This window comes from Paenibacillus sp. sgz302191, assembly GCF_057749925.1.
On record NZ_JBYLHY010000013.1, the window covers coordinates 119,853 to 146,585 of the forward strand.

General features: G+C 51.5%; 25 protein-coding genes. 20 read left to right on the plus strand and 5 right to left on the minus strand.

Going from position 1 to position 26,733, the window contains the following annotated elements; genetic code table 11:
- Nucleotides 1-564: 564 nt before the first annotated feature.
- Nucleotides 565-978, minus strand: coding sequence for a YmaF family protein (locus tag AC3G2T_RS19695; RefSeq protein ID WP_474681613.1), 414 nt, complete (start codon nucleotides 976-978; stop codon nucleotides 565-567).
- 57 nt (nucleotides 979-1,035) lie between these two features.
- Nucleotides 1,036-3,126: an LTA synthase family protein gene (locus AC3G2T_RS19700; protein ID WP_488436619.1), complete on the minus strand. Its 2,091-nt coding sequence runs from the start codon at nucleotides 3,124-3,126 to the stop codon at nucleotides 1,036-1,038.
- A 248-nt stretch (nucleotides 3,127-3,374) separates the two neighbouring features.
- Here AC3G2T_RS19700 and AC3G2T_RS19705 point away from each other — a divergent pair, with 248 nt between their 5' ends.
- The 4 genes from AC3G2T_RS19705 (at nucleotide 3,375) to thrC (ending at nucleotide 7,783) form a co-directional block, all read left to right on the plus strand.
- Nucleotides 3,375-4,760, plus strand: a complete 1,386-nt coding sequence (locus tag AC3G2T_RS19705) for an MFS transporter (protein WP_488436620.1) — start codon at nucleotides 3,375-3,377, stop codon at nucleotides 4,758-4,760.
- A 98-nt stretch (nucleotides 4,761-4,858) separates the two neighbouring features.
- Entirely contained in the window at nucleotides 4,859-5,545 is a 687-nt protein-coding gene (locus AC3G2T_RS19710; RefSeq protein ID WP_488436621.1) for a queuosine precursor transporter, read from the plus strand.
- Between the two features lie 116 nt (nucleotides 5,546-5,661).
- Nucleotides 5,662-6,447 (plus strand): DeoR/GlpR family DNA-binding transcription regulator, encoded by a 786-nt coding sequence (locus tag AC3G2T_RS19715; protein ID WP_488436622.1) that lies wholly within the window; start codon nucleotides 5,662-5,664, stop codon nucleotides 6,445-6,447.
- A gap of 52 nt (nucleotides 6,448-6,499) precedes the next feature.
- On the plus strand, nucleotides 6,500-7,783 hold the full coding sequence (gene thrC / locus AC3G2T_RS19720) for a threonine synthase (RefSeq protein ID WP_488436623.1): 1,284 nt from the start codon (nucleotides 6,500-6,502) through the stop codon (nucleotides 7,781-7,783).
- Nucleotides 7,784-7,793: 10 nt separating this feature from the next.
- Here thrC and AC3G2T_RS19725 read toward each other — a convergent pair whose 3' ends face one another.
- Nucleotides 7,794-8,615, minus strand: a complete 822-nt coding sequence (locus tag AC3G2T_RS19725) for a helix-turn-helix domain-containing protein (RefSeq protein WP_488436624.1) — start codon at nucleotides 8,613-8,615, stop codon at nucleotides 7,794-7,796.
- Nucleotides 8,616-8,744: 129 nt separating this feature from the next.
- Here AC3G2T_RS19725 and AC3G2T_RS19730 point away from each other — a divergent pair, with 129 nt between their 5' ends.
- From AC3G2T_RS19730 to AC3G2T_RS19785, 12 genes are all read left to right on the plus strand, one after another.
- Entirely contained in the window at nucleotides 8,745-10,769 is a 2,025-nt protein-coding gene (locus AC3G2T_RS19730) for a beta-galactosidase (protein WP_488436625.1), read from the plus strand.
- A 123-nt stretch (nucleotides 10,770-10,892) separates the two neighbouring features.
- Nucleotides 10,893-11,705, plus strand: a complete 813-nt coding sequence (locus tag AC3G2T_RS19735; protein WP_488436626.1) for a pyruvate, water dikinase regulatory protein — start codon at nucleotides 10,893-10,895, stop codon at nucleotides 11,703-11,705.
- Nucleotides 11,706-13,587: 1,882 nt separating this feature from the next.
- Nucleotides 13,588-14,328 carry a transposase gene (locus AC3G2T_RS19740; protein WP_488436627.1) on the plus strand — a complete coding sequence of 247 codons (741 nt, stop codon included), beginning with the start codon at nucleotides 13,588-13,590 and terminating at the stop codon, nucleotides 14,326-14,328.
- A gap of 110 nt (nucleotides 14,329-14,438) precedes the next feature.
- A complete protein-coding gene (yidD, locus tag AC3G2T_RS19745) occupies nucleotides 14,439-14,675 on the plus strand; it encodes a membrane protein insertion efficiency factor YidD (RefSeq protein ID WP_488436628.1) in 237 nt (78 codons plus the stop codon).
- A 355-nt stretch (nucleotides 14,676-15,030) separates the two neighbouring features.
- Nucleotides 15,031-17,028, plus strand: a complete 1,998-nt coding sequence (metG, locus tag AC3G2T_RS19750) for a methionine--tRNA ligase (protein WP_488436629.1) — start codon at nucleotides 15,031-15,033, stop codon at nucleotides 17,026-17,028.
- Between the two features lie 95 nt (nucleotides 17,029-17,123).
- Nucleotides 17,124-17,516: a hypothetical protein gene (locus tag AC3G2T_RS19755; RefSeq protein ID WP_474681601.1), complete on the plus strand. Its 393-nt coding sequence runs from the start codon at nucleotides 17,124-17,126 to the stop codon at nucleotides 17,514-17,516.
- 214 nt (nucleotides 17,517-17,730) lie between these two features.
- A complete protein-coding gene (locus tag AC3G2T_RS19760) occupies nucleotides 17,731-18,645 on the plus strand; it encodes a metal ABC transporter substrate-binding protein (RefSeq protein WP_488436630.1) in 915 nt (304 codons plus the stop codon).
- Between the two features lie 44 nt (nucleotides 18,646-18,689).
- Nucleotides 18,690-19,469, plus strand: coding sequence for a metal ABC transporter ATP-binding protein (locus tag AC3G2T_RS19765; protein ID WP_474681599.1), 780 nt, complete (start codon nucleotides 18,690-18,692; stop codon nucleotides 19,467-19,469).
- 12 nt (nucleotides 19,470-19,481) lie between these two features.
- Nucleotides 19,482-20,282 carry a metal ABC transporter permease gene (locus AC3G2T_RS19770; protein ID WP_474681598.1) on the plus strand — a complete coding sequence of 267 codons (801 nt, stop codon included), beginning with the start codon at nucleotides 19,482-19,484 and terminating at the stop codon, nucleotides 20,280-20,282.
- A 1-nt stretch (nucleotide 20,283) separates the two neighbouring features.
- Nucleotides 20,284-20,997, plus strand: coding sequence for a cytochrome c biogenesis CcdA family protein (locus AC3G2T_RS19775; protein ID WP_488436631.1), 714 nt, complete (start codon nucleotides 20,284-20,286; stop codon nucleotides 20,995-20,997).
- Between the two features lie 104 nt (nucleotides 20,998-21,101).
- A complete protein-coding gene (gene mntR, locus AC3G2T_RS19780) occupies nucleotides 21,102-21,527 on the plus strand; it encodes a transcriptional regulator MntR (RefSeq protein ID WP_488436632.1) in 426 nt (141 codons plus the stop codon).
- A gap of 146 nt (nucleotides 21,528-21,673) precedes the next feature.
- The gene (locus tag AC3G2T_RS19785) at nucleotides 21,674-22,648 is read left to right on the plus strand and encodes a patatin-like phospholipase family protein (RefSeq protein ID WP_488436633.1); all 975 of its coding nucleotides are present in this window, start codon (nucleotides 21,674-21,676) and stop codon (nucleotides 22,646-22,648) included.
- Here AC3G2T_RS19785 and AC3G2T_RS19790 read toward each other — a convergent pair.
- Nucleotides 22,642-22,899 carry a hypothetical protein gene (locus AC3G2T_RS19790; RefSeq protein WP_488436634.1) on the minus strand — a complete coding sequence of 86 codons (258 nt, stop codon included), beginning with the start codon at nucleotides 22,897-22,899 and terminating at the stop codon, nucleotides 22,642-22,644. The genes AC3G2T_RS19785 and AC3G2T_RS19790 overlap by 7 nt on opposite strands.
- On the minus strand, nucleotides 22,896-23,882 hold the full coding sequence (locus AC3G2T_RS19795; protein ID WP_488436635.1) for a DUF1385 domain-containing protein: 987 nt from the start codon (nucleotides 23,880-23,882) through the stop codon (nucleotides 22,896-22,898). The genes AC3G2T_RS19790 and AC3G2T_RS19795 overlap by 4 nt, the downstream gene beginning before the upstream one ends.
- Nucleotides 23,883-23,999: 117 nt before the next feature.
- Here AC3G2T_RS19795 and AC3G2T_RS19800 point away from each other — a divergent pair, with 117 nt between their 5' ends.
- The 4 genes from AC3G2T_RS19800 (at nucleotide 24,000) to efp (ending at nucleotide 26,694) form a co-directional block, all read left to right on the plus strand.
- Nucleotides 24,000-24,488 carry a YqhR family membrane protein gene (locus AC3G2T_RS19800; protein WP_474681592.1) on the plus strand — a complete coding sequence of 163 codons (489 nt, stop codon included), beginning with the start codon at nucleotides 24,000-24,002 and terminating at the stop codon, nucleotides 24,486-24,488.
- Nucleotides 24,489-24,597: 109 nt separating this feature from the next.
- Nucleotides 24,598-25,029, plus strand: a complete 432-nt coding sequence (aroQ, locus tag AC3G2T_RS19805) for a type II 3-dehydroquinate dehydratase (RefSeq protein WP_474681591.1) — start codon at nucleotides 24,598-24,600, stop codon at nucleotides 25,027-25,029.
- Nucleotides 25,030-25,047: 18 nt separating this feature from the next.
- On the plus strand, nucleotides 25,048-26,121 hold the full coding sequence (locus tag AC3G2T_RS19810; RefSeq protein WP_488436636.1) for a M24 family metallopeptidase: 1,074 nt from the start codon (nucleotides 25,048-25,050) through the stop codon (nucleotides 26,119-26,121).
- 15 nt (nucleotides 26,122-26,136) lie between these two features.
- A complete protein-coding gene (gene efp, locus AC3G2T_RS19815; protein WP_474681589.1) occupies nucleotides 26,137-26,694 on the plus strand; it encodes an elongation factor P in 558 nt (185 codons plus the stop codon).
- The last annotated feature ends 39 nt before the right edge of the window (nucleotides 26,695-26,733 follow it).

Sequence of the window (26,733 nt, forward strand, 5' to 3'; positions counted from 1 at the left end):
CGGTATAACAGCAGGTGGATGATATATCCTTCCGTCCATGCTGATCTGTGGCATGACCCGAAAAACCTGCGAAAGTGCAGGTTTTTTCCATAAAAATGGTTCATTTTGGCGAAAAGCCTGCAATTGTGCAGGAATGTTCGATAAAAACGAGTCCGAGCCCATTTTCGCGGCGGAAAGCCTGCACAGTTGCAGGAATTATTCGAATCAAGGTCATCGAGCAGCGAAGGGATGTGCGATTGCAGGTTTTTTTGCGCATTTGAGCTTCCCCTCGACCTGCGAGGGACTCCCAAGCTCAATTGCCGGCTAGCCTGCCGGTTTCCCGGCACTCAGGCGCGGTTTGTGCCCAGCACCGCTCGCCCCTTGTGCCCGTCTAGCCTGCCGGTTTCCCGGCACTCAGGCTCTGGTTGTGCCCAGCAATGCTCGCCCCTTGTGCCCGTCTAGCCTGCCGTTCCCGGCGCTCGGGCTCGGCCCGTGACCTGCGGCGCGCACCCATGTGCCCTTGCGCCCGGGCTGGCCGCTCCTATTCGCGGGAGCACCGGACGTCCATGCGCAGCACTTTTCAGGCTACGGCAAAATCGAGCCCTCATAGCCGAATCCTTTTGCGGAAACCCCGGAATACGAATGGCGGTGGGGCGTATTGATGAGCCCTTCTTTTTGGGCGGATATTTGGAGATCTCCACGTCTGGGTGTGTTATACAGGTTGGGTTCGACGATGCCTTCCATCCTGTGAACGTGGTTTCCTCCCGGCAGCGGGATGGCGGGACCGGTTATGCCGGAATATTGGTGATAATGTCCGTATTTAATCCCGGAAATGCCTTTGTATTGGTGCACATGACCGTCGTCGTCGGTACCGTTGACGCTGAATGTGTAGAGGCGCAGCAGATGGTGATGACTCAGGTCCGTCGACGTAATGGCGATAAAAAAATGCGCGTGAGCCGGAGCGAATATCGTTTGCGGAAGCGGGAGAAAGCACTTCACGGCAAAAGCCCCCTTGTATCAGGATGTTTACATCCTATTCCAAGGGGGCTTACGGCATTACTGCCCGATCCGATAAAGATTGGATTGGCCAATTTTCATCTTTTTGTCGTCGATGATGCGGACTTCGACCTGATGCGCGCCGCCGCTTTCCGGATGCAGGCTGTCGGGCATGTCCGCAAACAGCGTATTCGTGCCGTTGAAGCTTGATTTCAGCTCGATTCCGTCCACATAGACGCTGCATGAAGGGAAGAAATTCGTGCCCTCGATTTGCAGCTCTTTGCCCTTCACCGTAACGTTCGTGATCGACGGATCGCCATATCCGAGCGTGTAACCCGGCTGGACGATGGTATCCTTGATGCCAGCAGCCTGGTAGGCGTAGCGCCCTCCGAACAAATTGTCATACTGCAGCTTCGCGTAGTCGCTCAGATCGCCGGCTTTGATTTTGTAGGCGTCCCACTGTTCCTTCGGCGGAATGACGGGAATTTTTTGCGATAGGCCGTACAAATAGTCGGTATAAAAGCTGCCCTGCACGCCGGCCATATGCAGCACGAGCGGACCGAGAAAAGAAGGGCTAAGCCTGAGACCCGGCTTCTCCTGATCGGCCGGGAGAAAGTTGTTCCAGATCACGAATGGCGTGTAATGCGTTTTTGTATACAGCTCAGGATCGTCCGGCAGCACATATTTGGCGTCGCGGTATACTTTATAGTTGTCCTCCAGAAACGGCAGATGGTCGCCGAAGAACAGCAGGATGGTCGGCTCCGGCTTTTTGGAATAATAGTCGACCAGCGTTTGCAGGCATTTGTCCGCATCCGTGATGCCCTGCGCATACGTCTCCAGCAAGCCTTTGGACTCCGGTGTAATGTCGCCACTGACTTCGATCGTATTTTTGCTGAACTTTCCGGGGTTGTAAGGATGATGGTTTTCCATCGTGTTGGCAAAAATGAAATCGGGCCCAGGGCTCTTCTCGGTCTCTTCGATTATTTTTTGGGCGACAGCCCGGTCGGCGTAGTTCGGTCCCTCGAAATCGTTCGGAAAAAACTCGCTGCTGATAAAACGGGAAAACCCGAAATGCTTATACACCTTCCTGCTGTCGAAAAACCAGCTGAAAAAAGGATTGATCGCGGTAGCGTGATAGCCTTGCCTGGTCGCGATGCTGGCCAAAGAATCGACGCCGTGGTTCATGTACTCAATATACGGCAAAATTTTATCCGGCGATTGGCCGAAAAAGCGCATGGAGTTGCCGGAAAGCACTTCAAACTCCACGTTGGCGGTGCTGCCGCCGAATTGCGGAGACAGCATCCAGCCGCTCGTATACGTTTTTTGCAGACTGTGCAGGAAAGGGATCGGGTCCCGGCTGAAGCTGACGTTTTTCATCACGGTAGGATCCCAGAACGACTCGCTCAGCATGACGATAATATTAGGCTGCTTGCCTCCGTTTGCTTTATTTTCCGGAATTTGCCGCAGTATCGTTTCGATCGCATCTTTATTGTAGCCGGAAGGCTTGTCCACTTTCAGAAAAGGGAGCATCTGCACGGTGGAAAGCAGAAATCCGTTCTCGTCATACGTGATCGTCTGATCCCACGGAACCGTATAGATGCCGTACAGCTTCGAAAAAGGAATAGGTCCGTCCGCATAAATGCTGGTCATTAGCGCGGCAGCGGTCAAAGCGTACACCATTTGCTCCGGCCAACGGAACCGGATCGCCCGTTTGCGCAAAATCACATGAAAAAGCAGCGCGACCAGAGCCAGAAAACAAAGCGCAGATCCGACAATGGAATAAGTCAAATAGCTGCTTAAAAAAGCGCGGTATTCCACAATCTCATTGTGAAATACGAGATCCCACGGATAGTAGGGCGCCCCGATCGCATGCAGCTTGCTTCCGCTTACGGCTGCAAGAGGAAGCAGGACGGCGCACAGCAGCCAAAAGGAAAGCCGGCTCCTGCCCGTAACGGCTATCAAAAACAAATAAAGCGCCGCTGTAATCAAGTAGGCGAGAATCATGGCCAGCGGGTAATGCACCGCCCATTTATAAAGGTCTTCAAAAGTCCCGCGTTCAAGGTACTCGACCATCGCCATCAGGACAAACGGAAGAACGATAATCGTCACCCGGGAAAAGGCCAACTTGAGAAACTTCAACAGTTTTTGCATGAAAAATCTCCTGTTCATTTCGATCTGATGTCATTTGTCCATTATCCGATATATTGCCCGTCTTAGGAAGACGGCTATTGACACGTAAAACTATAACATTTATTATTACAGATAGGTTGCTGGTAAACTTTACATATTAGGCTGCATACAATTGCTGTCCCGGCAGTTTATTAAAATTATTTTTTCCTTCGTTTTTGCTTGTCTTTTTATGATAAGATGGCGGAGGACTAAAAGTCGGAGGTGGAACCATGCAGCAAGCTGCAGCTGTTTCCATGGAGCACCAAGCCATATCGGTAGATACAAAGAAAACGGTGCCCTGGATTATTTACTTGATTTTTTTCGCAGTATTGAATGAGACGGTGTTCAACGTATCGACGCCGGAGATCGCCAAGCAGTACGCCGTTTCGCCGACAGGTGTCAGTTGGGTGCTGACGAGCTTCATTATTTTCTTCGCTCTAGGCTCGGTCATCTACGGCAAATTGTCGGATATTTACAGCTTGAAAAAGCTGATCGTGACAGGAGTCATCATCTATAACGCCGGATCGATTATCGGCTTCGCGCTAAACTTCTGGTATCCCACAGTCATTCTGGGGAGAGCGATTCAAGGGGCGGGAGCTTCGGCTATTCCGGCGCTCGTTATGGTGCTTGTAGCCCGCTATTTCGCGCCTTCGGACCGGGGAAAAGTGTTCGGTTTGCTGACATCGACCGTATCTTTCGCCGTCGGCGTCGGCCCGGTACTCGGCGGATTCATCGCCGGTACGTATCATTGGACGTTTTTATTCCTGATTCCGCTGTTCACCCTCGTATCGATCCCTTTCTTCCGCCGCATTTTGCCTGACGAGGAGTCGAAGACAGGCAAGGTAGACATACTCGGAGCCGTAATGGTTGCCGTGATCGTCGCGAGCTTGATGCTGTTTCTAACCTACTCGGGGTGGTACTATCTAGCGCTCAGCGTGCTTGTGCTGGTCTGGTTCATATTTCACATCAGACGTTCGGCAAATCCGTTCATCGAGCCTGCGCTGTTTGCCAACAAACTGCTTCGCAACGGCCTCGTTATCGGTTTTATTATTTTCAACGTCGTCATGGGCGTTATGTTCGTCATGCCGCTTATGCTCACTGAGCTAAACGGGCTGAGCACCGGCACAATCGGTCTCGTGCTGTTTCCGGGGGCGATCAGCGCCGTCATTTTTGGCACGATAGGCGGAAATTTGGCGGACCGCAAAGGCAACAATTATGTGATCTACATCGGACTGACGCTGCTTTTTGTCAGCTTGCTTGCGATCGCCTTTGTCGCCGGGCTTTCACCGTGGCTCATCTCGGCCGCTATGCTGCCGAATTATATCGGTTTTTCTTTCATTCAAACAGCGTTGGCCAACCGGGTTTCCTTAACGCTCAAAGTTGAAGAAACAGGGGTAGGGATGGGCCTGTTCAATCTGGTCAGCTTTATTTCCGGCGCAGTCGGCACCGCGCTTGTAGCGAAGCTGCTGGACGGGTTCCTGCACCGTTTCCGGATCAATCCGTTTCAAGGTCTGGACATAGCCGTTCCTTACAGCAACCTGCTGTTTATTTTCCTCGCCGTCATTATCATTGTTTTTCTATTATACTACGGGGCTTTTGGCCGGAAAAAAGCCTAACATCGCCCCCACGATCTGTGTTATAATCAACAACGCTGCCGCAAAGCGGAGCCGCGGTTCGAAAACTCCCGCGTTATCAAAACTAGGAGGAATGAAAGATGTTTAATTTTGCTTGGGGCGTGCTTTTTGTCCTGGTCAACTTCGGGCTGTTTTTGTTGTGCTACCGAATGTTCGGCAAACAGGGCTTGTACGCCTGGGTCGGCGTTGCGACCGTTCTGGCCAACATCCAGGTGGTCAAAACGATCGAAATGTTCGGCTTCGTCATGACGTTAGGCAACACGATGTATGGAACCATCTATTTGACAACCGACCTGCTGAATGAAAAGTACGGCGAAAAGGATGCCAAAAAAGCGGTCTGGTTCGGCTTCTTCACTTTGATCATGTCGATGATCATCATGCAGATGGCGATGGTGTTCACCCCGCAGGCAGGGGACGTCGGCCAGCCTGCGCTGGAAACGATATTCGGCCTGCTTCCGCGAATCGCGCTCGGGAGTTTGACGGCTTATTTTGTAAGCCAGTTTCTTGATGTCAGAATTTATACGTTTCTGAAAAAAGTGTTTCCCGGCCGGAATCAGCTTTGGATCCGCAACAACGGCAGTACGGGAATCAGCCAGCTTGTCGATTCGCTCGTATTTTGCAGCATCGCTTTCAGCGGTTTGTACGATTGGGGCGTCTGGCTGCAAATTTTTGCAACTACGTATGTCATCAAATTTATCATCTCGGCGGCTTCGACCCCGGTTTTATATATAGCCAGAAATTTCAAAACCCGACAGCTTCCCTCGTAGGAAGGTCGGGTTTTCTTTTGCTCTTAAATTTCGAAATCGTATTGAATAATAATGAGTGATAAAATATAATAAAAATTAATAATAAAAGATAAAAAATGATAAAGGATGATAGCTGCATGACCGAACAAGTTCAGCATTCCCTGTTCAGCGAAGAGCGCCGCAACCAAATCATAGCGCTGCTGGAGCAGGAAGGGAGGGTCGAGGTCAAGCGGCTGGCAGCGCACTTTCATGTGACGGAAGACTCGATCCGTAAAGACCTGCGGGCTTTGGAAAAGAGAGGTCTGCTGCAAAAAGCGCATGGAGGAGCTGTGCCGGTACCCCGCGTTTCCGGGTTTGTCCCTTATCAGGACAGGGGAGAGCCGGAGCGGAAAAAGCCGATCGCCAAAGTGGCGGCCGCGCTCATCGAGCCTGGCGACACTGTTTTTATCGAATCGTCCAGCTACACCCATTTCATGTTTTACGAGCTGGCGGAAATGCCGGACGTCACCATCGTTACGAACAGTGTGAACGCCCTTTCCGCACTGGTTCAGCGGGTGAACCTGATTACGCTGGGCGGGGCTGTGCACAAGCAGGATGAAGCGTGCTACGGGCCGTTTACGCTGCAGGCTTTGGAGCAAATCAACTTTGACAAGTGCTTTCTTAAGCCGGCGGGCATTACGGAGGACGGCAAGCTGACGACGGCGCTGCAGGAGAGCCTGGCGGTCAAGCAGACAGCCATTCGGCAGTCGAACCGCGCCATTGTACTAATGGACGAGAGCGATTGGGGACGGCGCGACGTCTACAACGTTTGCGGCATCGATTCGATTCATACGATCGTGACGAACGGGCTGGCCGAATCGCTGGAAGCTAGGTGGGCCAAGAAAGGGATTCGCATCGTAAAGTGCGAGGCGCAGCAGAGCTAAATCTGTTGCGACGAACGTGAAATGGAATGCTCACAAGCAGGAGGTCGTCCAAATGGAATTTGTTTGCGCGGAATGCGGCGCTGTTTTGCCTGAAAGGAAATTTGCATATTTGTGCGCTTGCGGCGGGTTATTTGAAGTGCGGCATAACTTTGCCAGGGTCGATGCGGAGCGCTTGAAACGGCTGTTTGCGGAGCGGCTCGCCGAGCGGATGTCGCCTTACGCATCGGGTGTTTGGCGCTACAAGGAGCTCATAGCGCCCGATTTGCCGGAGCCGATGATCTGCACGAAGTTTGAAGGCAACACGGGTTTGTACCCGGCCTCCGAAGGGCTGCGCGCCTATGCGGGGGTCAGAGGGCTGATGTTCAAAGCCCAGAGCGAGAATCCGAGCGGCTCGTTCAAAGATAACGGCATGACCGTCGCGGTGTCTCACGGTCGTTCACTGGGCTATTCCCGGTTTACGTGCACATCGACCGGAAACACGTCCTCTTCGTTGGCGATGTACGCCGCTTTCGGCGGAGGCAGTTCCGTCGTGTTTGTGCCGGACAAGGACATCTCGCACAATAAAGTGCTGCAAACGATAGCGTATGGAGCCGACGTAGTCAGTTTCACGGGCACGTACGACGATGGCATACGCTTTTTGGAAAAGCATGCCGAGGCGTTAGGGCTGTATGTGTGCAACTCCGTGAACCCGCTGCGGATCGAGGGGCAAAAAAGCATCGTCTACGAGATTGCCCAATCCCTTGACTGGCAGCTGCCGGACTGGATCGTGCTGCCGGGCGGAGCGCTGAGCAACGCGTCGGCGCTCGGCAAAGGGCTCCGCGATCTCAAGGAGCTCGGCTTCATCCCGCGGCTGCCGCGCGTCGCGGTCGTACAGGCGGAAGGGGCGTCGCCCTTCCACCGCCTGATGGCAGAGGCCATGGAGGAGCTCGCGCCCGAGCGCGAGCCGCATACCCGCGCCTCTGCGCTGAACATCGGCAGCCCGCCAAGCTGGCGCAAAGCGCGGCGGGTGCTGGAAGAGACCGGCGGCGTCACGGCCAGCGTCAGCGACGCCGAAATCCTCGATGCCAAAGCGGTCATCGACCGCAGCGGCATCGGCTGTGAGCCGGCCTCGGCGGCTGCGCTCGCCGGGCTGCGCAAGCTGGTCCGCGAAGGCGTCGCGGACCGTGACGAAACGGCCGTCTGCGTGCTGACGGGCCATCTGCTCAAAGACACCGATGCGCTGCAGGAGTACCACTTGGACGCCAAGTGGCCCTCCGCTCCGCATCGGAATACGATCCGCACGTCGACGCTGGCGGTCGATGACGTGCGGCGCAGCCTCTCCCGCGCGGCCACCTGACGCGCGCGGTTCAATTCAGCTGACGGAACTTTTCCGGCGTCAGCCCGACATGCTTGCGGAAGCTCGCGACAAAATGGCTCGCATCCCGAAACCCGGCCAGCTCCGCAACGGTTTTTACCGTCAAGCTCTGCCTGTTCAGCAGCAGCTCCTTGGATTTGCGGAGCCGCAGCAAAATTAAATACGAATATGGCGATGAGCCGAAGGCGTGTTGAAACAGCGTGCTCATGCGCCGGGGAGTGACGCCCAGCACCCCGGCCATTTCTTCAAGCCCGGTGTCGGGATTGGCATAGTTCAGCTCCAGCCAGTCGAGCAGCGGCTGAAGACTGAGGAGCTGGCTGCTCAAAGAAGCGCGGTTATTGACTTGACCGTGCTTTTTGAGCAGGATGAGAAACCGGTACAAATCAGCGGAAGCGTCATACCCGGTATACTCCGTACCGGCCTCCGCGTAGGACAAAATCGTTCCCACCGCAGTTTCCAGCGGCGACGCCGCTTCCCAACGAAAAAAAGCGGCTTGATGCAGCTCCAGCATATTCAACATGCTCTCGGCCAAATGTCCTCCGAAAGTCACATACTCCGTACACCACGTATCCGAAACCGCCCAGTAGGCATGACCGACGCCCGGCGGGAGCAGAAACCCGCATCCTTTGCTCAGACGAAACGATTTTCCTCCCGTCCAGATCTCACCCTCTCCCGAGAACGTTTGCAGCCAGTGGAAGCAAGAGTAGCCATCGTCCCTGACCATCTTTTCCTGATCCTCGTGATGCCCGATGCTTTCAATAAAAAGCGGATAAGCCTGATCCGCCGAAGGTGTCAAAACGAACCTTTTATGCATACATCCAGCATCCTGTTCCATTTTTTTATATACACACGTAAAAATATTATATTTTAAGCGCGTGAATAATCCAATACAATGGTTATATTCTTATATTTCATGCATTCAAGCGGTTAAGGAGCGTGCAGGATGATTAACGAAAAGCTGCCAAAAATTTGGTATGGCGGAGACTACAATCCGGAGCAGTGGGAACCGTCCGTGATGGACGAAGATTTGCGTATGTTTAAGCTGGCGGGAATAGATGTAGCCACTATTAACGTATTTTCGTGGGCGCTTTCGCAGCCTAATGAGGATACGTACGATTTTGCTTGGCTGGATGAAATCATGGATCGGCTGCACCAAAACGGTACGTACGTTTGCCTTGCTACAAGCACGGGGGCCCATCCCGCATGGATGGCCAAAAAATATCCCGATGTGCTGCGGGTAGATTTTGAAGGCCGCAAACGGAAATTCGGCGGACGCCATAATTCTTGCCCCAGCAGTCCGACGTACCGCAAGCACGCTGCAGCCATTGCTTCAAAGTTGGCCGAACGCTACAAAGATCACCCGGCCTTGTTGATCTGGCACGTATCGAACGAATATGGCGGCTACTGCTACTGTGATAACTGCGCCCGGGAATTCAGGAATTGGCTGCAGGCGCGTTACGGAAACTTGGCAAAGCTGAACAAAGTCTGGAACACGCGTTTTTGGGGCCATACCTTTTATGAGTGGGATGAGATCGTTTCTCCGAATGCGCTTTCAGAAGAGTGGGCCGGAGACCGCACTTACTTCCAGGGCATTTCACTGGATTACCGCCGCTTTATGTCGGACAGCCTGCTGGATTGCTACAAATTGGAGTACGACGCCATTAAAAAACATACCCCGAACATTCCCGTCACAACCAATTTGATGGGCACGTACAAAGAATTGGATTACTTTAAATGGGCGAAGCACATAGACATTGTTTCCTGGGACAATTACCCGTCACTGGATACGCCGTTCAGCTTGACCGCCATGGTTCACGATTTAATGAGAGGGCTCAAAAACGGCCAACCGTTTATGTTAATGGAGCAAACGCCAAGCCAGCAAAATTGGCAGCCCTACAACTCGCTGAAACGGCCGGGCGTTATGAAGCTCTGGAGTTATCAAGCCGTGGCGCGGGGAGCGGATACCGTATTGTTTTTCCAGCTTCGCAGATCAATCGGAGCCTGCGAGAAATATCATGGGGCCGTAATCGAACATGTAGGCCACGAAAACACCCGCGTTTTCCGTGAATGCGCCGAACTGGGCAAAGAACTGCAAAATTTGTCCGGCAATCTGCTTGATTCAAGAGTGAATGCGCGCGTCGCGATCGTATACGATTGGGAAAACCGGTGGGCCGTAGAGCTTTCCAGCGGGCCGACCGTCGCCTTGAAATATGTGGATGAAGTGCACAAATACTACGACGCTTTGTTTCGGCAAAACATCCAGACCGACCTCATTGGCATCGACGCCGACCTAACCGAATACGATATCGTCATCGCCCCTGTACTGTACATGGTGAAGCCCGGATATGCAAAACGGATCGAGGATTTTGTAAAAGCCGGCGGTACCTTCGTCACGACCTTCTTCAGCGGCATCGTCAACGAGAACGATATCGTCACAACCGGCGGATACCCCGGGGAACTGCGCAGCGTGCTGGGCATATGGGCTGAAGAAATCGATGCGCTATTCCCGGATCAAAGCAATCAAATCGTCATGAAGCAGGAATGGGGCGCGTTGAACGGCACTTACACCTGCACCACCTTGTGCGACCTGATCCATTCCGAAGGAGCGGAAGTGAAAGCAGTCTACGGAAGCGACTTCTATAAGGGAATGCCTGTCCTGACAGTCAACAATTTCGGCCAAGGGCAAGCGTGGTACGTGGCGACCAGTCCGGATGCGGCATTCCTGCAAGGGCTGATGGCGAACCTGTGCAGCGCCAAAAACATCAAAGCACCGATCGCCCCTGTCCCTGGAGTCGAGATTTCCCAAAGAGACAAAGACGGAAAATCATACCTGTTTGTCATGAACCATAACAGCGGTGAAGTCAAGGTGGAACTGGGCGCCCTGCAGGCCGTTGATCTATTGTCCGGCAATGAAGTTTCAAACACCGTGTCACTTGCGGCAAAAGCCGTGCTTATCCTGCAATATTAAGCTGCCTCAAACCTTTGTCTGGTTATTACAAGACGAAGGTTTTTTGCTTTCCAGGTAAATATTTACTATAGTAAGTTCATAGAGATAGATAAAAGCACAATTGGAAAAGCAGAGGAGGTCATTATGTACGAACAGCAGCATTTATTTGTTTGCTCCGACTCCATCGGTGAAACAGCAGATGCCGTAGCCAAAGCAACCATACGCCAATTTAACGCAGAACAGGTCAAAATAAAAAGGTTCAGCCACGTCAGTCAGGAAACCGAGATCCGCCAAATGCTCAACGAAGCTGCCGCGGCAGGAGGTTTTGTTGCCTACACGCTCGTGCAGCCGGAACTGAGGGAATTAATGAAAGCCGAAGCATACCGCCTGGGCGTTCGCGCTGTCGACATCATGGGACCGATGCTGCAGGCGTTCATAGACACTTACGGCGATTCGCCCAAACGAAAACCGGGGCTGCTGCACGAAATGGACGCCGATTATTTCCGCAGAGTGGAGGCCATTGAATTCGCCGTCAAATATGACGACGGCAAAGATACGAGGGGCATGCTGGAAGCCGAAGTCGTGCTCATCGGAGTATCACGAACGTCCAAAACACCGCTCAGCATATACTTGGCCCACAAAGGCATCAAATCCGCAAACCTGCCGCTAGTACCCGAAGTCAAACCGCCCGCGGAACTGTTCAAAATTCCAAGCCACCGCATCATCGGCCTCACCATGGATGCCGAATACATACTGCAAATCCGTCAGGAACGCCTCAAAACCGTCGGCCTGCCCGGCAGCTCGCAATACGCCACCTTACAAAGAATCAACGAAGAACTCGGTTTTGCCGCCAGTTTGATGAAACAACTAAACTGCGAAATCATCGACGTAACCAACAAAGCCATCGAAGAAACAGCCGGACTCATCAACCAACTTATTAACGGCAGAACGTACTAACCCCCTATCATCCCAAAAAATAAGTCCAAGGCCATATCAACCGATCATTCAGCCTTGGACTCATCATAATCCTAAATCCACCCGCCCGACATCATCAAATAAACCCTCCACTTAGAACCGCAGCCTCCTAGGCAGCCTAAAACCAACCCCACACGCATGCGTCGAAACCATCCTTTAATTTCACGCATTCTACGAAAAACTATGTACAGCGGGATATCACCACGAGCGCAGGCCCAAATACCACTTTCCTTAGCAGACCTCCATCGCAACTGGCAAGTCCAAAAGATGGCCATGGCCTCCCAATTAGAGGGTCACACATTTGATTTTTCATGCATTCTGAGATATGTGCAAAAATTCTGCATGACGCAGCGGAGTACTACCACAGACGAAAATCGCACCATGATCGGCCCTCCCCGAGGGTCCGTGTATTTTAGATCTCGTGCATTCTGAGATATGTACAAAATACTGCGTTACTCTGAAGCCTCATCACAGATAGCAAGCTCAGGGAGGAACGGTCATAAATTTAAATTTCATACATTCTGGAATAAGTACAAAGTAAGCTCTAATCCCCAAGCTGGGCCTTACCATGAGTACAACCTCAAGAGGACCTCCTTCCGAAAGGGTCGTATAATGTGATTTTATCCATTCTGAGATAAGTGCAAAATACTACCCCTCTTTGCAGGGAATCACGACAAGGGTGGTCAGAAAATGCAACATCCCAAAGCGCAATTGTTGAGGTCAACATCACAATTGCATCATCAGAGAGGTTCAATAAGAGGTAAACATTGCGAGTAGAACATCTCGAGAGGGCAATCAGAAAGAGTATCAGTAGTGCAGTAACGTAGGTGAACAATTAGGCAGGTAAACCAAGGCAATTGCAATAACACATGAGGCAATTGAGCATTAAGAATACAGTATCGCAATGGAGTAACAGGAAAGCAACAATGCCAGTACAATAACACATGAGGCAATTGAGCGTTAAGAAAACAGTATCACAATGGAGCATCAGAAAAGCAACAACACATGAGGCAATTGATCATTGAGAATGAATTATCGCAATGGAGTAATCAGGAAGCCAACATTGTGAGTACAATAACACATGAGGCAATTAAGCATTGAGAATGCAGTAACACAATGAAGCAAGAGGAAGGTAACATTGTAAGTACAATATCGCATGGGGAAATCAGAGGAAGTAAATGGGAATCAAGTATCACAGAAGAGTAATCGGGAAGGCAATATTGCGAGTGTAATAACACATGAGGCAATTGATCATTGAGAATGCAGTAATTACAATGGAGTATTCAGAAGGCAACATTGTAAGTGGCAATGTCGCAAGAGGCAAGCATACGAAGCAATGGGAATGCAATATCGCAGAGGAGCAACCAGAAAGACAACATTGTAAGTGCAATATTGCAAGAGGCAATCAGAAGGAGTAATGGTATGTAGTTATTGCAGAGGAGCAATCAGAAAGGCAACATAGTGATTACAGTAACACGTGCGGCATCTAGAAGAAGCACCGGGAGTGCGGTATAGCAACGGATTAACTAGGCAGACAACAAGCAAATGTGACATTTACAAGAGGGCAACCCAAAAAATACACCGGGAGTGCCACTTTTGGGCATTTGGGTTTTAGTTTTCTTGCTTAGGACAGCGCACTATGTCCATACGACATTGAAAATAGGATGGTTTGAGTTTTCAAAGTATAATAATCTTTTGTAGTTACGACAGAAGAGCTGTCATCAAGATAGGACGTCTTCAAATGATGAGGGAGGAGTGGTTAACAACGTCGTGCCGCAAAAAAATTCAAAAAAAGCTTTAAATGCGAACGTATGTGTGCTATAGTAAACGAGAACAAATGTTTGCATTCAGGGCGGTGAAGCAGATGAATCTTTATGATATTCAATCCTGTCATTTTGATACGGAAGAGGAATGCGAAAATTTTTTGATGAAGATTCGTTGGTCGTCTGGTTTTTGCTGCCCGCGGTGCGATTTCGATAACGCTTATACGGTTCGGACCCGCAGTTTGCTTGAATGTTCCGACTGCAGGATGCAAGTTTCGCTGACAGCGGGGACGATCATGCACAAGTCTAAGCTCCCTCTACTAACTTGGTTTCGCGCTATACAATTGCTCATTCACGATCAGAAGGAATATTCCGCAAGTTCGCTTGCTGAAATATTGGGAATCAATTATCGAAGCGCCCGGCTGCTGTTGCAAAAGATTTATTTTGCGCTCAACAAGCAGTCTGTTTGGGAAAGCCGGCTTCAAGAGAGAAACCGGATGGAAAGAAGTCATAAGGAGAGCATCGAGTCGGAGATAGATAATCTTGAAGAAAGCGACCTGGAGGCGATCGTCCCCGCTGATCAGGTTCCACATAAAGCCGGCGTACAGCCGGATGCTCGAACGGCACACATATTGCAGAGGATCAACAGGAAGTATAGCGCAGTTGTTCGCAATAACAAGGTGCATGCCCAGTTGCCGACAAAGTATAAACAATTTTTGGAAAGCGACAATGCTGCTGAAGGGACTTACTCTGCGTTTTTTACATTCAGGGATTGGCTGAAGGCTTTTATAACTGCGGCTCTTTATCCCGTTTTCTTAAAGTGCTATCAATGTCCTTCATAAAACGTATGCTGCGATCGGCGAATTAGGCGGTACGTTGACGAACTGTTCTTTTTCAGTCATGATAGAGCGAGAGGTCAATCATGATTGTTTTGAGAAGGGTGGGTCGCCCAATGAGAAAGGCGCTGCAGCTTCCGGTTCGGTTTTATCGCAAATTTATTTCGCCTTTGACGCCGCCTTCCTGCCGGTTTTATCCGACCTGTTCGGAGTATGCTCTGGAGGCTCTTGAAGTTCACGGCGCGTTAAAAGGATCCTGGTTGACGGTTAAGCGGCTCTGCAAATGCCATCCTTTTCATCCTGGCGGAATCGACCATGTACCTCCTGCACTTAATTCTCAGCAATCGGCTTGACATGGGGCTTTACTTTTCGATATATTTTCCTTAAGGATAACATATGGAATTCGATGAACGGATAAGTACAGGCGGATGCCTATGAACAGAGAGCCGGGTCAGGTGAAAGCCGGTATAGGACGATGTTTGGAAGATGGTCCCGGAGAATAAGCCTTCGAGCTGCCTTTACGCAATGTGTAGAGGAGTGAGCTGGCTTCGTGTCCCAGCGTTAATGGGCAAGTCGCATTGACTTACTGAGCCCCGCTCTTGTGAAAGACGGGGGAAACTGGGTGGTACCGCGTGAGTGCAGCTCTCGTCCCAAGAAGGATGAGGGTTTTTTGTCATGTTTTGAATATTTTCCAGGAGGTTTTTTGTTATGTCGAATTCACGACCGACTTTTTACATCACGACGCCGATCTATTATCCGAGCGACAAGCTGCATATCGGACATGCGTATTCAACGGTGGCTGGGGATGTCATGGCCCGTTACAAAAGACTGCGGGGTTTTGACGTCATGTATTTAACGGGTACGGACGAGCACGGTCAAAAGATTGAGCGCAAGGCGCAGGAAAAGGGCATTACTCCGCAGCTTTTCGTCGATCAGATCGTTAAGGGCATTAAGGAACTTTGGGCCAAGCTGGACATTTCGTATGATGATTTTATCCGGACAACGGAGGAGCGGCATACGAAGGCGGTTGGCAAAATTTTTTCAAGGCTGCTGGAACAGGGCGACATTTATTTAGGCGAATATGAAGGCTGGTATTGTGTGCCTTGTGAAACTTTTTTCCCGGAGAGCAAGCTGGTGGATGGGAAGTGCCCGGATTGCGGCCGTCCTGTGGAGAAAATGAAGGAAGAAACGTATTTTTTCCGGATGAGCAAGTACGCGGACCGCTTGGTTCAATATTATGAAGAGAATCCTGATTTCATTCAGCCTGAGTCGCGCAAAAATGAAATGCTGAACAATTTTATTAAGCCGGGGCTAGAGGATCTGGCTGTTTCCCGGACGACTTTTGACTGGGGCATTAAGGTGCCCGGCGACCCTAAGCATGTTATTTATGTTTGGATCGATGCGTTGTCCAATTACATTACTGCGCTTGGATACGATTCGGATGACGAAAGCAAGTTTGAACGCTATTGGCCTGCGGATGTTCATCTGATGAGCAAGGAGATTGTGCGTTTCCATACGATTTATTGGCCGATTATGTTGATGGCGCTTGATTTGCCGCTGCCGAAAAAGGTTTTTGCGCACGGGTGGCTGTTAATGAAGGACGGCAAAATGTCCAAATCCAAGGGCAATGTGGTCGATCCGGTTACGCTGATCGACCGCTACGGTCTTGATGCGCTGCGCTATTATTTGATGCGCGAGGTTCCTTTTGGGGCGGACGGCACGTTTACGCCGGAGAGCTTTGTCGAGCGGGTCAATCATGACCTCGCCAATGATCTGGGGAATCTGCTGAACCGTACGATCGCGATGATCGATAAGTATTTTGAGGGCAAGATTCCCGCGTATGTGCCTGGCGCTACCGAGTTTGATGAAAGTCTCCTTGAGACTGTCAAGGCAACGGTAGCGAAGTACGAGGACGCAATGGAGAAAATGGAGTTCTCCATTGCGCTGTCGGTCGTGTGGCAGCTGATCGGCCGCACGAACAAGTACATCGACGAGACGCAGCCGTGGTCGATGGCCAAAAGCGAGGAGAGCCGTGAGAAGCTCGGCTCGGTTATGTATGTGCTGGCTGAGTCCCAGCGCATTTCGTCTGTGCTGCTGCGCCCCTTCCTGACGAAGGCGCCGCAGCTTATCTGGCAGCAGCTGGGCATCGCTGCGGAAGACCTGCCGCGTCTCACTTCGTGGGAGAGCGTGCAGAGCTTTGGTCTTCTCCCTTCCGGCACGCAGGTGCAGAAGGGAGAGCCGATGTTCCCTCGGCTGGACGTGGAGCCGGAAATCGGCTATATCGTCCAGGCCATGGGAGGCGGCGCCGCAGCCAGCACCGCCCAGCCTAAAGAGGCAGCGCCTGCGGCCGCTGCCGCGGTCCAGCCCGCGCCGGAGCCGAAGGAGGAAATCGGCATCGACGATTTCGCCAAGGTCGAGCTGCGCGTCGCGCAGGTGATTGCGGCCGAGCCTGTGAAGGGCGCGGATAAGCTCTTGAAGCTGCAGCTCGATCTCGGATACGAGCAGCGGCAAGTCGTCTCGGGCATTGCGAAGTTTTACTCGCCCGAGGATCTGGTTGGACGCAAAGTGATTTGCGTCACGAATTTGAAGCCCGCCAAGCTGCGCGGCGAGCTGTCGCAAGGGATGATTCTCGCCGCTTCGCAAGGCGATCAGCTGACGCTGGCAACCGTTCCGGACAGCATGCCGAACGGCGCCATCGTCAAATAGCAAAGCGCACCCCCATGCCGGATTTCAAGCGGCATGGGGGTTTTTTGCTTTAACTTTGGGCATGTTAAAGGAAAAAGACTGACGGAGTGACTCCTATGAAAGCTCGAACTGTGGCAAAAATCGCATGGACTGCCGCGTGCTTGCTTTTGTTCACGGCCTGCGGCATGGGCAACTCGCAAGGCGGCAACAAGCAGCAGGACCAAGGCCAGCAAAAGGAGCAAAGCTCAGGTAAGGGAAGCGTCATTGACCAGGAATTAAAGAGGCAGTACGACATGTACAAAGAGATGAAGCAGTATCAGACGGAGCAGGACAAAAAGGTCCAGCAGCAAGCCGAAGAACGGTACAAGAAGCTGAAGGAACAAAGCGAAAAACCATCCAAAAAAGAAGGGGAAGGCAAGGGCGCATCGAAGAAAAAAGGCGGAGGAGGCCAGTCGAAGAGCGGGGACGGCGATTCCCAAAGCGGCGGAGGCCAATCCGGCAGCGGCTAGCGAAGCGTTTTATTGTTCCCAGCGCGGTGCGTATGCGGTCGACCGACCGCCGTCATGCAGCGCAGCACCGCGTCATGATCTGTACCACGCTGCGACTGCAGGGTGGTTTTTTTGCTCTGTTTGATATTGACAACCGAAAAGCCTGCTCGTATAATCAAGTTCGTTAATAAAAAAAATTACGATTTAGACGAGCGGTCTTGAAGGGAGTTTCATCATGCGCAAGCGCACTATTTTTTACATGGCGATTTTCGCTTTGTTTACTATTTTATTGGCAGGCTGCGGCAAAGCGACGGACAAAGCCGGGCTGGTGGAAGGCAAGGTTAACGTTGTCACCAGCTTTTATCCGTTGTACGATTTTACGCGCAATATCGGCGGGGACTACGTCAATGTGATAAATCTCGTTCCGGCAGGGGTAGAGCCGCACGATTGGTCTCCCAAGAGCCGCGATTTGCAAAATATGACGAAAGCGCAAGTTTTTGTTTATCAAGGCGCAGGCTTTGAGGGCTGGGTGAAGGATTTCTTGGAGAGCCTTCCTGCAAATTCATCTTTGAAGGTTGTCGAAGCCAGCCAAGGAGCCGATTTGATTCAAACGTCCGATAGCAAGGAACAATTCGACCCGCACGTCTGGCTGAGCCCGTTGAATGCAGGCAAAATGGCCGAGCATATAAAAGAAGCGCTTATCGCGGCCGATCCGGCACACAAGACGGAGTACGAGCAAAATTACGCCAAATATGCCGCCAAGCTTGCGGACCTGGATGCCAGATACAAAAAAGAGCTTTCCCAGGTTCCGAAAAAGGAGATCGCGGTGTCGCACCAGGCTTTTGCTTATTTATGCCGCGACTACGGGCTGACGCAAATGGCGATTATGGGGCTATCGCCGGATTCCGAGCCGACCGCCCAGGATTTGAAAAAAATGAACGAGTATTTAAAAGCGCACAACCTGAAATATATATTTTTTGAAGAGCTTGTTTCCGATAAATTGGCGAAAACGTTGGCCAAAGATGCTGGCATCGGCACGATGGTGCTGAACCCGCTGGAAGGATTGACTGAGGAGCAGGCTAAAGCGGGCAAGGACTATATTTCGGTGATGGACGAAAATTTGAAAAATCTTGTGAAAGCTTTACAATAGGTATATAGCATGCTTTCATTCAAGTGAAGATAGGGGTAAAAAGGATGGAGAACAGCGGAATTCAGCCTTGCCACCGCAGTATCGTAGCAATGGATCAGATCGCTTTTTCTTATGAGCATAAAAAGGTTATCCAAGAGCTCCGGTTTGACGTTCTGGAGCGGGATTTCGTTGGGGTTATCGGCTCCAACGGCGCCGGCAAAACGACGCTCCTCAAGATGCTGGTCGGCCTGCTGAAGCCGACGCAGGGGGAGATCCGGCTGTTCGGCGAGCCGCTCGGCCGGTTTACCGACTGGGACCGGATCGGCTACGTCCCGCAAAAAAACGCGTTCAACCCGTTATTCCCGGCAACAGTCCGGGAAATTGTTTTGTCCGGGTTGTACAACAAAAAGCGGATCTACCGCCGTCTGACGAAAGCGGACGCGCAAAAAGCCGAAGATGCCATGCTCGCCCTGCGCATCGAGGATTTGGCGGACCGCCGCATCGGCCAGCTGTCCGGCGGACAGCAGCAGCGCGCTTTCCTCGCGCGCGCGATCGTGAACAATCCCGAGCTGCTCATCCTGGATGAGCCGACGGTCGGGATCGATGCGGAAACGCAGGCCGGCTTTTTCCGCATGATCCGCCACATGCACCAGCATCACCATATGACATTCATAATGGTGTCGCACGATATGGAGATGATGCAGTCTTACCTGGGCTCCGAGCCGCAGCAGGTGAGCGGTGGCATCAAATTTTACGTAAAGCATACCCATGATCCCGAGGATTGCCGCGAGACGAACCTGACTCACTCCATCGGCCAAATCCGCGAGATGATCGGAGCCCAGTAAGGAGCGAACGGTTTGGATATTTTTTCGGAATATTTTTTTCAAAGAGCTTTGATCGGAGGCATTTTGATCGGGCTTACTGCGCCTCTGATGGGCGTTTTTCTTGTGCTACGCAGGCTTTCCATGATCGGCGACACGCTCGCGCACGTGTCCATCGCCGGGGTCGCGCTCGGCTTTTTAATCAACATATATCCGCTTGGGGTCGGGTTGGTTTTTGCGCTTATCGCCTCCTTTGCCATTGAGCGGCTCCGCAAAGCGTACAAAACGTACGCCGAGTTGTCGATCGCGATCATCATGTCGGGCGGAGTCGCGCTGGCGACGCTGTTGTTTACGCTTGGCAAAGGGTTTAATATGAATGTGATGAGCTATTTGTTCGGAAGCATTTATACGCTCGATTCAACGGACATGTGGGTTGTTTTCATCGTATGCCTGATCGTCGTCGGGGTCATTGCGTTCCACTTCAAGGAGCTGTTTTTGATGTTTTTTGACGAGGATGCGGCCAGTGTCAGCGGGCTGCCGCTGCGCTTTTACAATATGATGATCACTATGCTGACAGCGCTTGTTATTTCCGTTGCGATTAAAATCGTCGGCGCGCTGCTCGTGTCGTCGCTGCTGACGATTCCGGTCGCCTGCAGCTTACTGATCGCCCGCAGCTTCAAACATTCGGTCGTACTCGCGGTCATTTTTTCGGAAATTGCCGTCATTATCGGCCTTGTCGTCGCCGGGGTGTGGGATCTTGCTCCAGGGGGCACGGTTGTAATGACTTTGATCGTTTTGCTTATCGGAACTATTTTGCGAAGGGGGTTAAGGAGCTGACATGGATTCCGTCAATCTGTGGATCGCCCTGTGGGCCGGCGTCGCCTCTTTTATTTCGCCCTGCTGCTTGCCGCTGTATCCGTCCTATCTTTCATACATAACAGGCATCTCGGTCAGCGAGCTGAAAGCGGGCCAATCCTCGGCCGCCGCTAGGCGTCAGACGATGCTTCATACGTTAAGTTTTATCGTCGGTTTTTCGATTATTTTTTATGCGCTCGGTTTGACGGCCGGATTTTTGGGCAATTTTTTTCTCGATTACCGCGAATTGCTGCGGCAAATTGCCGCCATTCTCATTTTTGTCATGGGCCTGTTCCTGCTCGGTATTTTTCAGCCGCAGTGGCTGCTTAAAGAGCGCAAACTGCAAATCCGCTTTCGTCCCGCCGGCTATGCGGGCTCAGTTCTTATCGGAATGGGCTTTGCAGCCGGGTGGTCCCCGTGTGTAGGGCCGATTCTTTCGGCCATTCTTGCCTTGGCGACGACGGAACCGGGGGCCTGGTTCCAAATGACGACGGCTTATTCGCTCGGCTTCGCCATCCCGTTCTTCGTGCTGTCGTTTTTCATCGGCTCTACGCGATGGATTTTGCGGTACTCCAATACGATTATGAAAATCGGCGGGGGGATCATGATTGTGATCGCCGTTCTGCTCTACACGGGCAAAATGACGCAGATCACGCTGTGGCTCAATCAAATTACCCCGGACTGGTTGAAATTTTAAGCGAATATTCAAAACATAAGCCTGATTTGACCGCATCCGGGTTCATGCATTATGATAGGTAAAGCTATAAAAAGGAAATTGAGTAAGCAGGGGGAACTAAGCTAATGGCTACACCAAGCATGGAGGACTATTTGGAGAGAATATACAAGCTCATCGACGAGAAGGGCTACGCTCGCGTCTCCGACATTGCTGAAGGGCTTGAGGTGCATCCCTCATCCGTTACCAAAATGATTCAGAAGCTCGACAAAGACAACTATCTGGTATATGAAAAATACCGCGGTCTCATGCTTACCTCCAAAGGCAAAAAAATGGGCAAACGTCTGGTGGACCGGCATCAGCTGTTGGAAGACTTTTTGACCACGATCGGCGTACAGGAAGACAACATATATAAAGATGTCGAAGGGATCGAGCATCATTTAAGCTGGGATTCGATCACCTGCATCGAGACGCTTCTCGAATATTTCCGCCGCGACCCTGGCCGGATGAATGAGCTGCAGCAAGTTCGCAAGGAATTGGAAGCCGATACTTAAGAAGGACAGATACTCTCGAAATAGCGAGGGTACTGTCTTTTTTTCTGCCCGCCGAGCGATGCAAGCGGCATAGTGACAAACTGTCCCCGCATACATAACAATGGAGCGCTTGGCGTCCGTTAACTGCGCTTCGGGGAGAGTGTGGGATGAAGATCAACGGCGTGTTTGAGGGCGGGGGCGTAAAAGGCATTGCTCTGGCGGGCGCAGTGAGCGCCGCGAATGATCGGGGATATGTGTTTCATGAGGTGGCCGGCACAAGCTCGGGCTCGATCGTCGCGGCTTTTCTGGCTGCCGGATATACGGGCGAAGAGATGAAGAAATTGATTTTGCAATCGCCGTTTAAATCGTTTTTGCAAAGGTCGGCGCTGTTCAATGCGAACATTATCGGCCCGGCGGCGAGGCTGTTTATTAAAAAAGGGTTGTATTCCGGAGAAGCGTTGGAAAACTGGGTGTACCAAATTTTGCTGGCCAAAGGCATCCGCACCTTCGGCGACTTGAAGCCGAATCAGCTGCGGATCATCGCTTCGGATATTACGCAGGGCAAGCTGCTCGTGCTGCCCGACGACATCGCGCAATACGGGATCGACCCGCGCAAGTTCCCGGTCGCCAAAGCGGTGCGGATGAGCACGAGCATCCCGTATTTTTTCGACCCGGTGATGATTCGCCTGAAAACAAGAAGCAAAGCAAAAAGCTCCGCCGCGGCGGATGCTTTTATAAAGCAATTTATTTACGTGGTGGATGGGGGCTTGCTCAGCAACTATCCGCTTTGGGTGTTTGACCGTGAAACTTATGCCGAGCGTGTACCTGTCATCGGTTTTCAGCTTGTAGGGAAAAGCACCAACCAAATGCACAAAATCAAAGGGCCGATCACGATGTTCGAGGCACTGTTCGAAACGATGCTCAGCGCGCATGACGAGCGTTACATTGAGCAGCACAACCGCTTTCGGACGGTGAAAATTCCGACCCTTGGCGTTCATAACACCCAGTTCGACATTTCCAAAGAAAAAAGCCTCGAATTATACGAGGCCGGGTATACAGCTGCGGATCATTATTTTACGAAATGGTCGATGCAAACTTACGAGCAGGACTACGAAAAGTATGTGCTCCGCAAAAATCAGTGATACTTCGGATAGTCGTCCGAATCGGCGTCCTTGTTTCCGGGAATGACGCGGAATTTCGCCGTCTTTGTTTTTCCTCTTGTGTTTTTGCGGGCGCCCTGATTCATCTTCCAGTTGGAAGGAGGAAACTTGTAGAGCAGGAAGATGATCCCCAGCACTAATATGGGTATGAACAAAGTCCGCAAGCTGACGAGCATGCCGATAGCAATCAAAACCGCAATAATGATGGTGCTCAGGGAAAATCGCTGCCTCATATGCGTCCCTCCAAAATTCTTTTTTCCGCTTCGCGCATACGGTTGAAAGAGGCGATCGAAACCTCTACCTGTCTGTCCTCCGGTTCTTTCGTAGTCAGAAGCTGCAGCCACAGGCCGGGATAGCCAAGGAAGCGCAGTACAGGCACCTCGCGAAGCGAGTTCGTAAAGCGTAGCACTTCATACGATACGCCGATGACGACCGGCAGCAGCAGCAAACGCTGCACGATGCGTTCCACGTAGCCGTCATAATGCAGGAAAGAGTAGATGACTACGCCGATAATAACGGTGAAGACAATAAAGCTGCTTCCGCACCGGTAATGGAGCGTGTTGAATTTTTGCACATTGCTGACCGTCAGTTCGACGCCTGCCTCGTACGCGCTGATCACTTTGTGCTCGGCGCCGTGGTACTGAAACAGCCTTTTGATCATGGGCGTTAAGGAAATGAAATAAATGTAGCCGATCAGCAGCACAATTTTAATTAATCCTTCTATTAGATTATGAAGAAATTGATTGCTGAATACATGCTGAAACAAAAACTGCTCAATGACCGCAGGAACAAGGGTGAACACGAATTTTCCGAACAGGAACGAAATGACGCCGACGACGGCAACGCCGAGCATCATGGAAATGTTGGAAAATATGCCGGGCTTCGCTTCTTTCTTGGCGCCGGCCTCCTGGCCATCTTCTTCTTCGGCGAACGTTTCCGCGGAGAAGTTCAAATGCTGCGCGCCCTTGGCGCTCGATTCGATAATGCCGACGATTCCCCGGATGAACGGAATTTTCTTAAGCGTTTGCACCCACGGAATTACTTTTTTGGGCACCTCCAGATATTCAAGAGAGCCGTCCTTTTTGCGCACCGCTGTCACGTGCACGTTTCTTCCTGCGAACATCACGCCCTCGATGACGGCTTGTCCTCCGTATATGCTGTTTTGCTCCGACAATAGATCCACCTTCTTATCTGTACTCGTTTTAAAATGGTTCATGCTATCTTCTCATTGTAACGGATTCGCGGATTGAATGCTACCGATCGCCGCAGAACATACTATTCCTGATCAGGAAAGCGCGAGCAAAGCGTGCAGGGAAAGGAAGAGGGGCCAAGGATGAACGGACTAAAGAAACGAATGCTGCGGACGAGCAGGTGGCTTTTTGCGCTATATATCGGGTTTTTCGCGGGTTTGATCTGGGGCGCTCTGAAAATCGTCGAGCAATATTTAAAATTTACAAAAGTCGCGATCGGCTTTTTGGTCGAGCCGTTTTTCAAGCACGATTTTTTGTTTACGTGGAAAGGAGGACTGGTCGGCTGGTTTTTTTTCACGCTATTTTCCATTGCCGCGGCTTTTTTGTATACGATTTTTCTCGGAAAATTAAGCGGGCCTTGGTGGGGCGTAGCATACGGGGTTGCGTGGTGGGGAGTGCTCTACTTGCTCGTCGGTCCTTATGTGGGATTGATGTACTGGATTCACGATCTTGATGCAAATACGATCATTAGCGACTTTTGCCTCTTCCTGTTGTGGGGGTTGTTTATCGGCTACTCGATCGCCATCGAATATACGGACGAAAGAACGAGAGAACCTATACACAACGCATGAAAGTTATGGTAAAATATTTAAGTTCAACCGCGCAGTTTCCCGACGGAAGTCTGGCGCATACTTAATGATAAGCTTTCCTGACGGGAAGGTTCCGGGGGGTTCCCTTATTTTGAAAAAAGTGCTCGTTATTAACGGTCCGAATTTGAATATGCTTGGCGTCCGCGAACCCGGGATTTACGGCAGTTCGTCGCTGGCCGCCATTATCCAGAGCTTAAGCGAGTTGGCCGGGGAGCTTGGCATCGAGCTGGAAAGCTTCCAATCCAACCACGAGGGCGCCATCATCGACAAAATTCATGAAGCTTTCGGCACGAAGGACGGCCTGCTGATCAATCCGGGCGCGTTCACGCATTACAGCTACGCGATCCGCGACGCGCTGTCGACCGTGCAGCTGCCCTGCGTCGAAGTACATATGTCGAACATTCATAAAAGAGAAGAATTTCGCCATCTTTCCGTAACAGCCCCGGTTGTCATCGGGCAAATTTGCGGTTTTGGCGCACAGAGCTATCAGCTCGGTCTAAGAGCGTTGTACGAACATTTGTAGGAAAGAATGGTGATACGAATGCAGGAAAAACGCCTTGAGCGGCTGCGCAAAGAGATGCGGCAGCTGGATTTGCCGGCAGTGCTTGTTACCAATGCGTACAACCGCGTATACTTGACGGGTTTTACGGGATCTTCGGGTTATGTCGTCGTTACAACGGATCGGGCGGTTCTGTTGACCGATTTTCGCTATATGACGCAAGCGCCGCAGCAGGCGAAGCTTTTTGAAGTGATCGAGCATAAACCCAAAGCCGTCGAATCGGTCGGCGATATTTTGCGGCAGCAGGGAATCGGTCAGCTTGGTTTTGAGCAGGCGGACGTGTCCTATGGCGATTACTTGAGCTACCAGGCCGCATTGCCGGGCATTCAGCTTGTCCCGACTGACCGGCTGGTCGAGCGGATCCGCAATATCAAGGATGAGACCGAACTGCAAATCATGCAGGAAGCCGCCGATTTGGCCGATGCGACGTTCTCGCATATTTTGTCTTTTCTGAAGCCCGGTGCGGTGGAAAAAGACATTGCTTTGGAAATCGAAATGTTCATCCGCAAAAACGGCGGGACTTCCACATCGTTCGAGACGATCGTTGCATCCGGCGAGCGGTCCGCACTGCCGCACGGCAAAGCGAGCGACCGCGTTTTGCAGAGCAACGAATTTGTCAAATTGGATTTCGGAGCGTATTATAAAGGGTATTGCTCCGACATTACCCGCACGGTTATGCTGGGCAAGCCGACGGATAAGCACAAAGAAATTTACGGCATCGTGCTGGAAGCTCAGCTGCACTGCCTGGACAACCTGAAACCCGGCATTACCGGCCGGCAGGGCGACGCCTTTGCCCGCGACGTGATCGCGCGCCACGGCTACGGCGAATATTTCGGCCACGGCACCGGACACGGCCTGGGCATGGAAGTTCACGAATCTCCGCGATTGTCCAAAGCGGAAGATACGATTTTAACGCCCGGCATGGTAGTAACGGTCGAGCCTGGCATCTATCTCCCCGGATTCGGCGGAGTGCGGATTGAGGACGACGTCGTCATTACCGACGCCGGAATTAAAATACTTACACATTCTAGCAAAGATTTTCTTATCATTGATTAGCGGAGGGACACACCAGTGATTTCAGTAAATGATTTTAAAACAGGTTTAACGATTGTAGTGGACGGCGACTTGTTTACCGTTCAAGATTTTCAACACGTCAAACCGGGCAAAGGCGCTGCATTCGTGCGCACCAAGCTCAAAAACCTGCGCAACGGCAACACCGTCGAGCGCACGTTCCGCGCAGGCGAGAACGTGGGCCGCGCTCACATCGACAACAAAGATATGCAGTATTTGTACGCCAGCGGCAGCGAACACACTTTCATGGATAATGAAACTTACGATCAGACCAGCTTGACGTCTGAGCAGCTCAAGTGGGAGCTGAACTTCCTGAAAGAGAACATGAACATTAAAATCATGAGCTATCAGGGCGAAATTCTCGGTATCAACCTGCCGAAAAGCGTAGAGCTGAAAGTCGTTGAAACCGAGCCGGGCATCAAAGGCAACACAGCTACCGGCGCTACCAAAAACGCCAAGCTGGAAACCGGACTGAACGTGCAAGTTCCGCTCTTCATCAACGAAGGCGACGTGCTGCTCATCGATACCGACGAAGGCAAATACATTTCCCGCGCCTAAGCAAGGGCCGGGCAATGATGAAGGGACTGACCTGCCAAT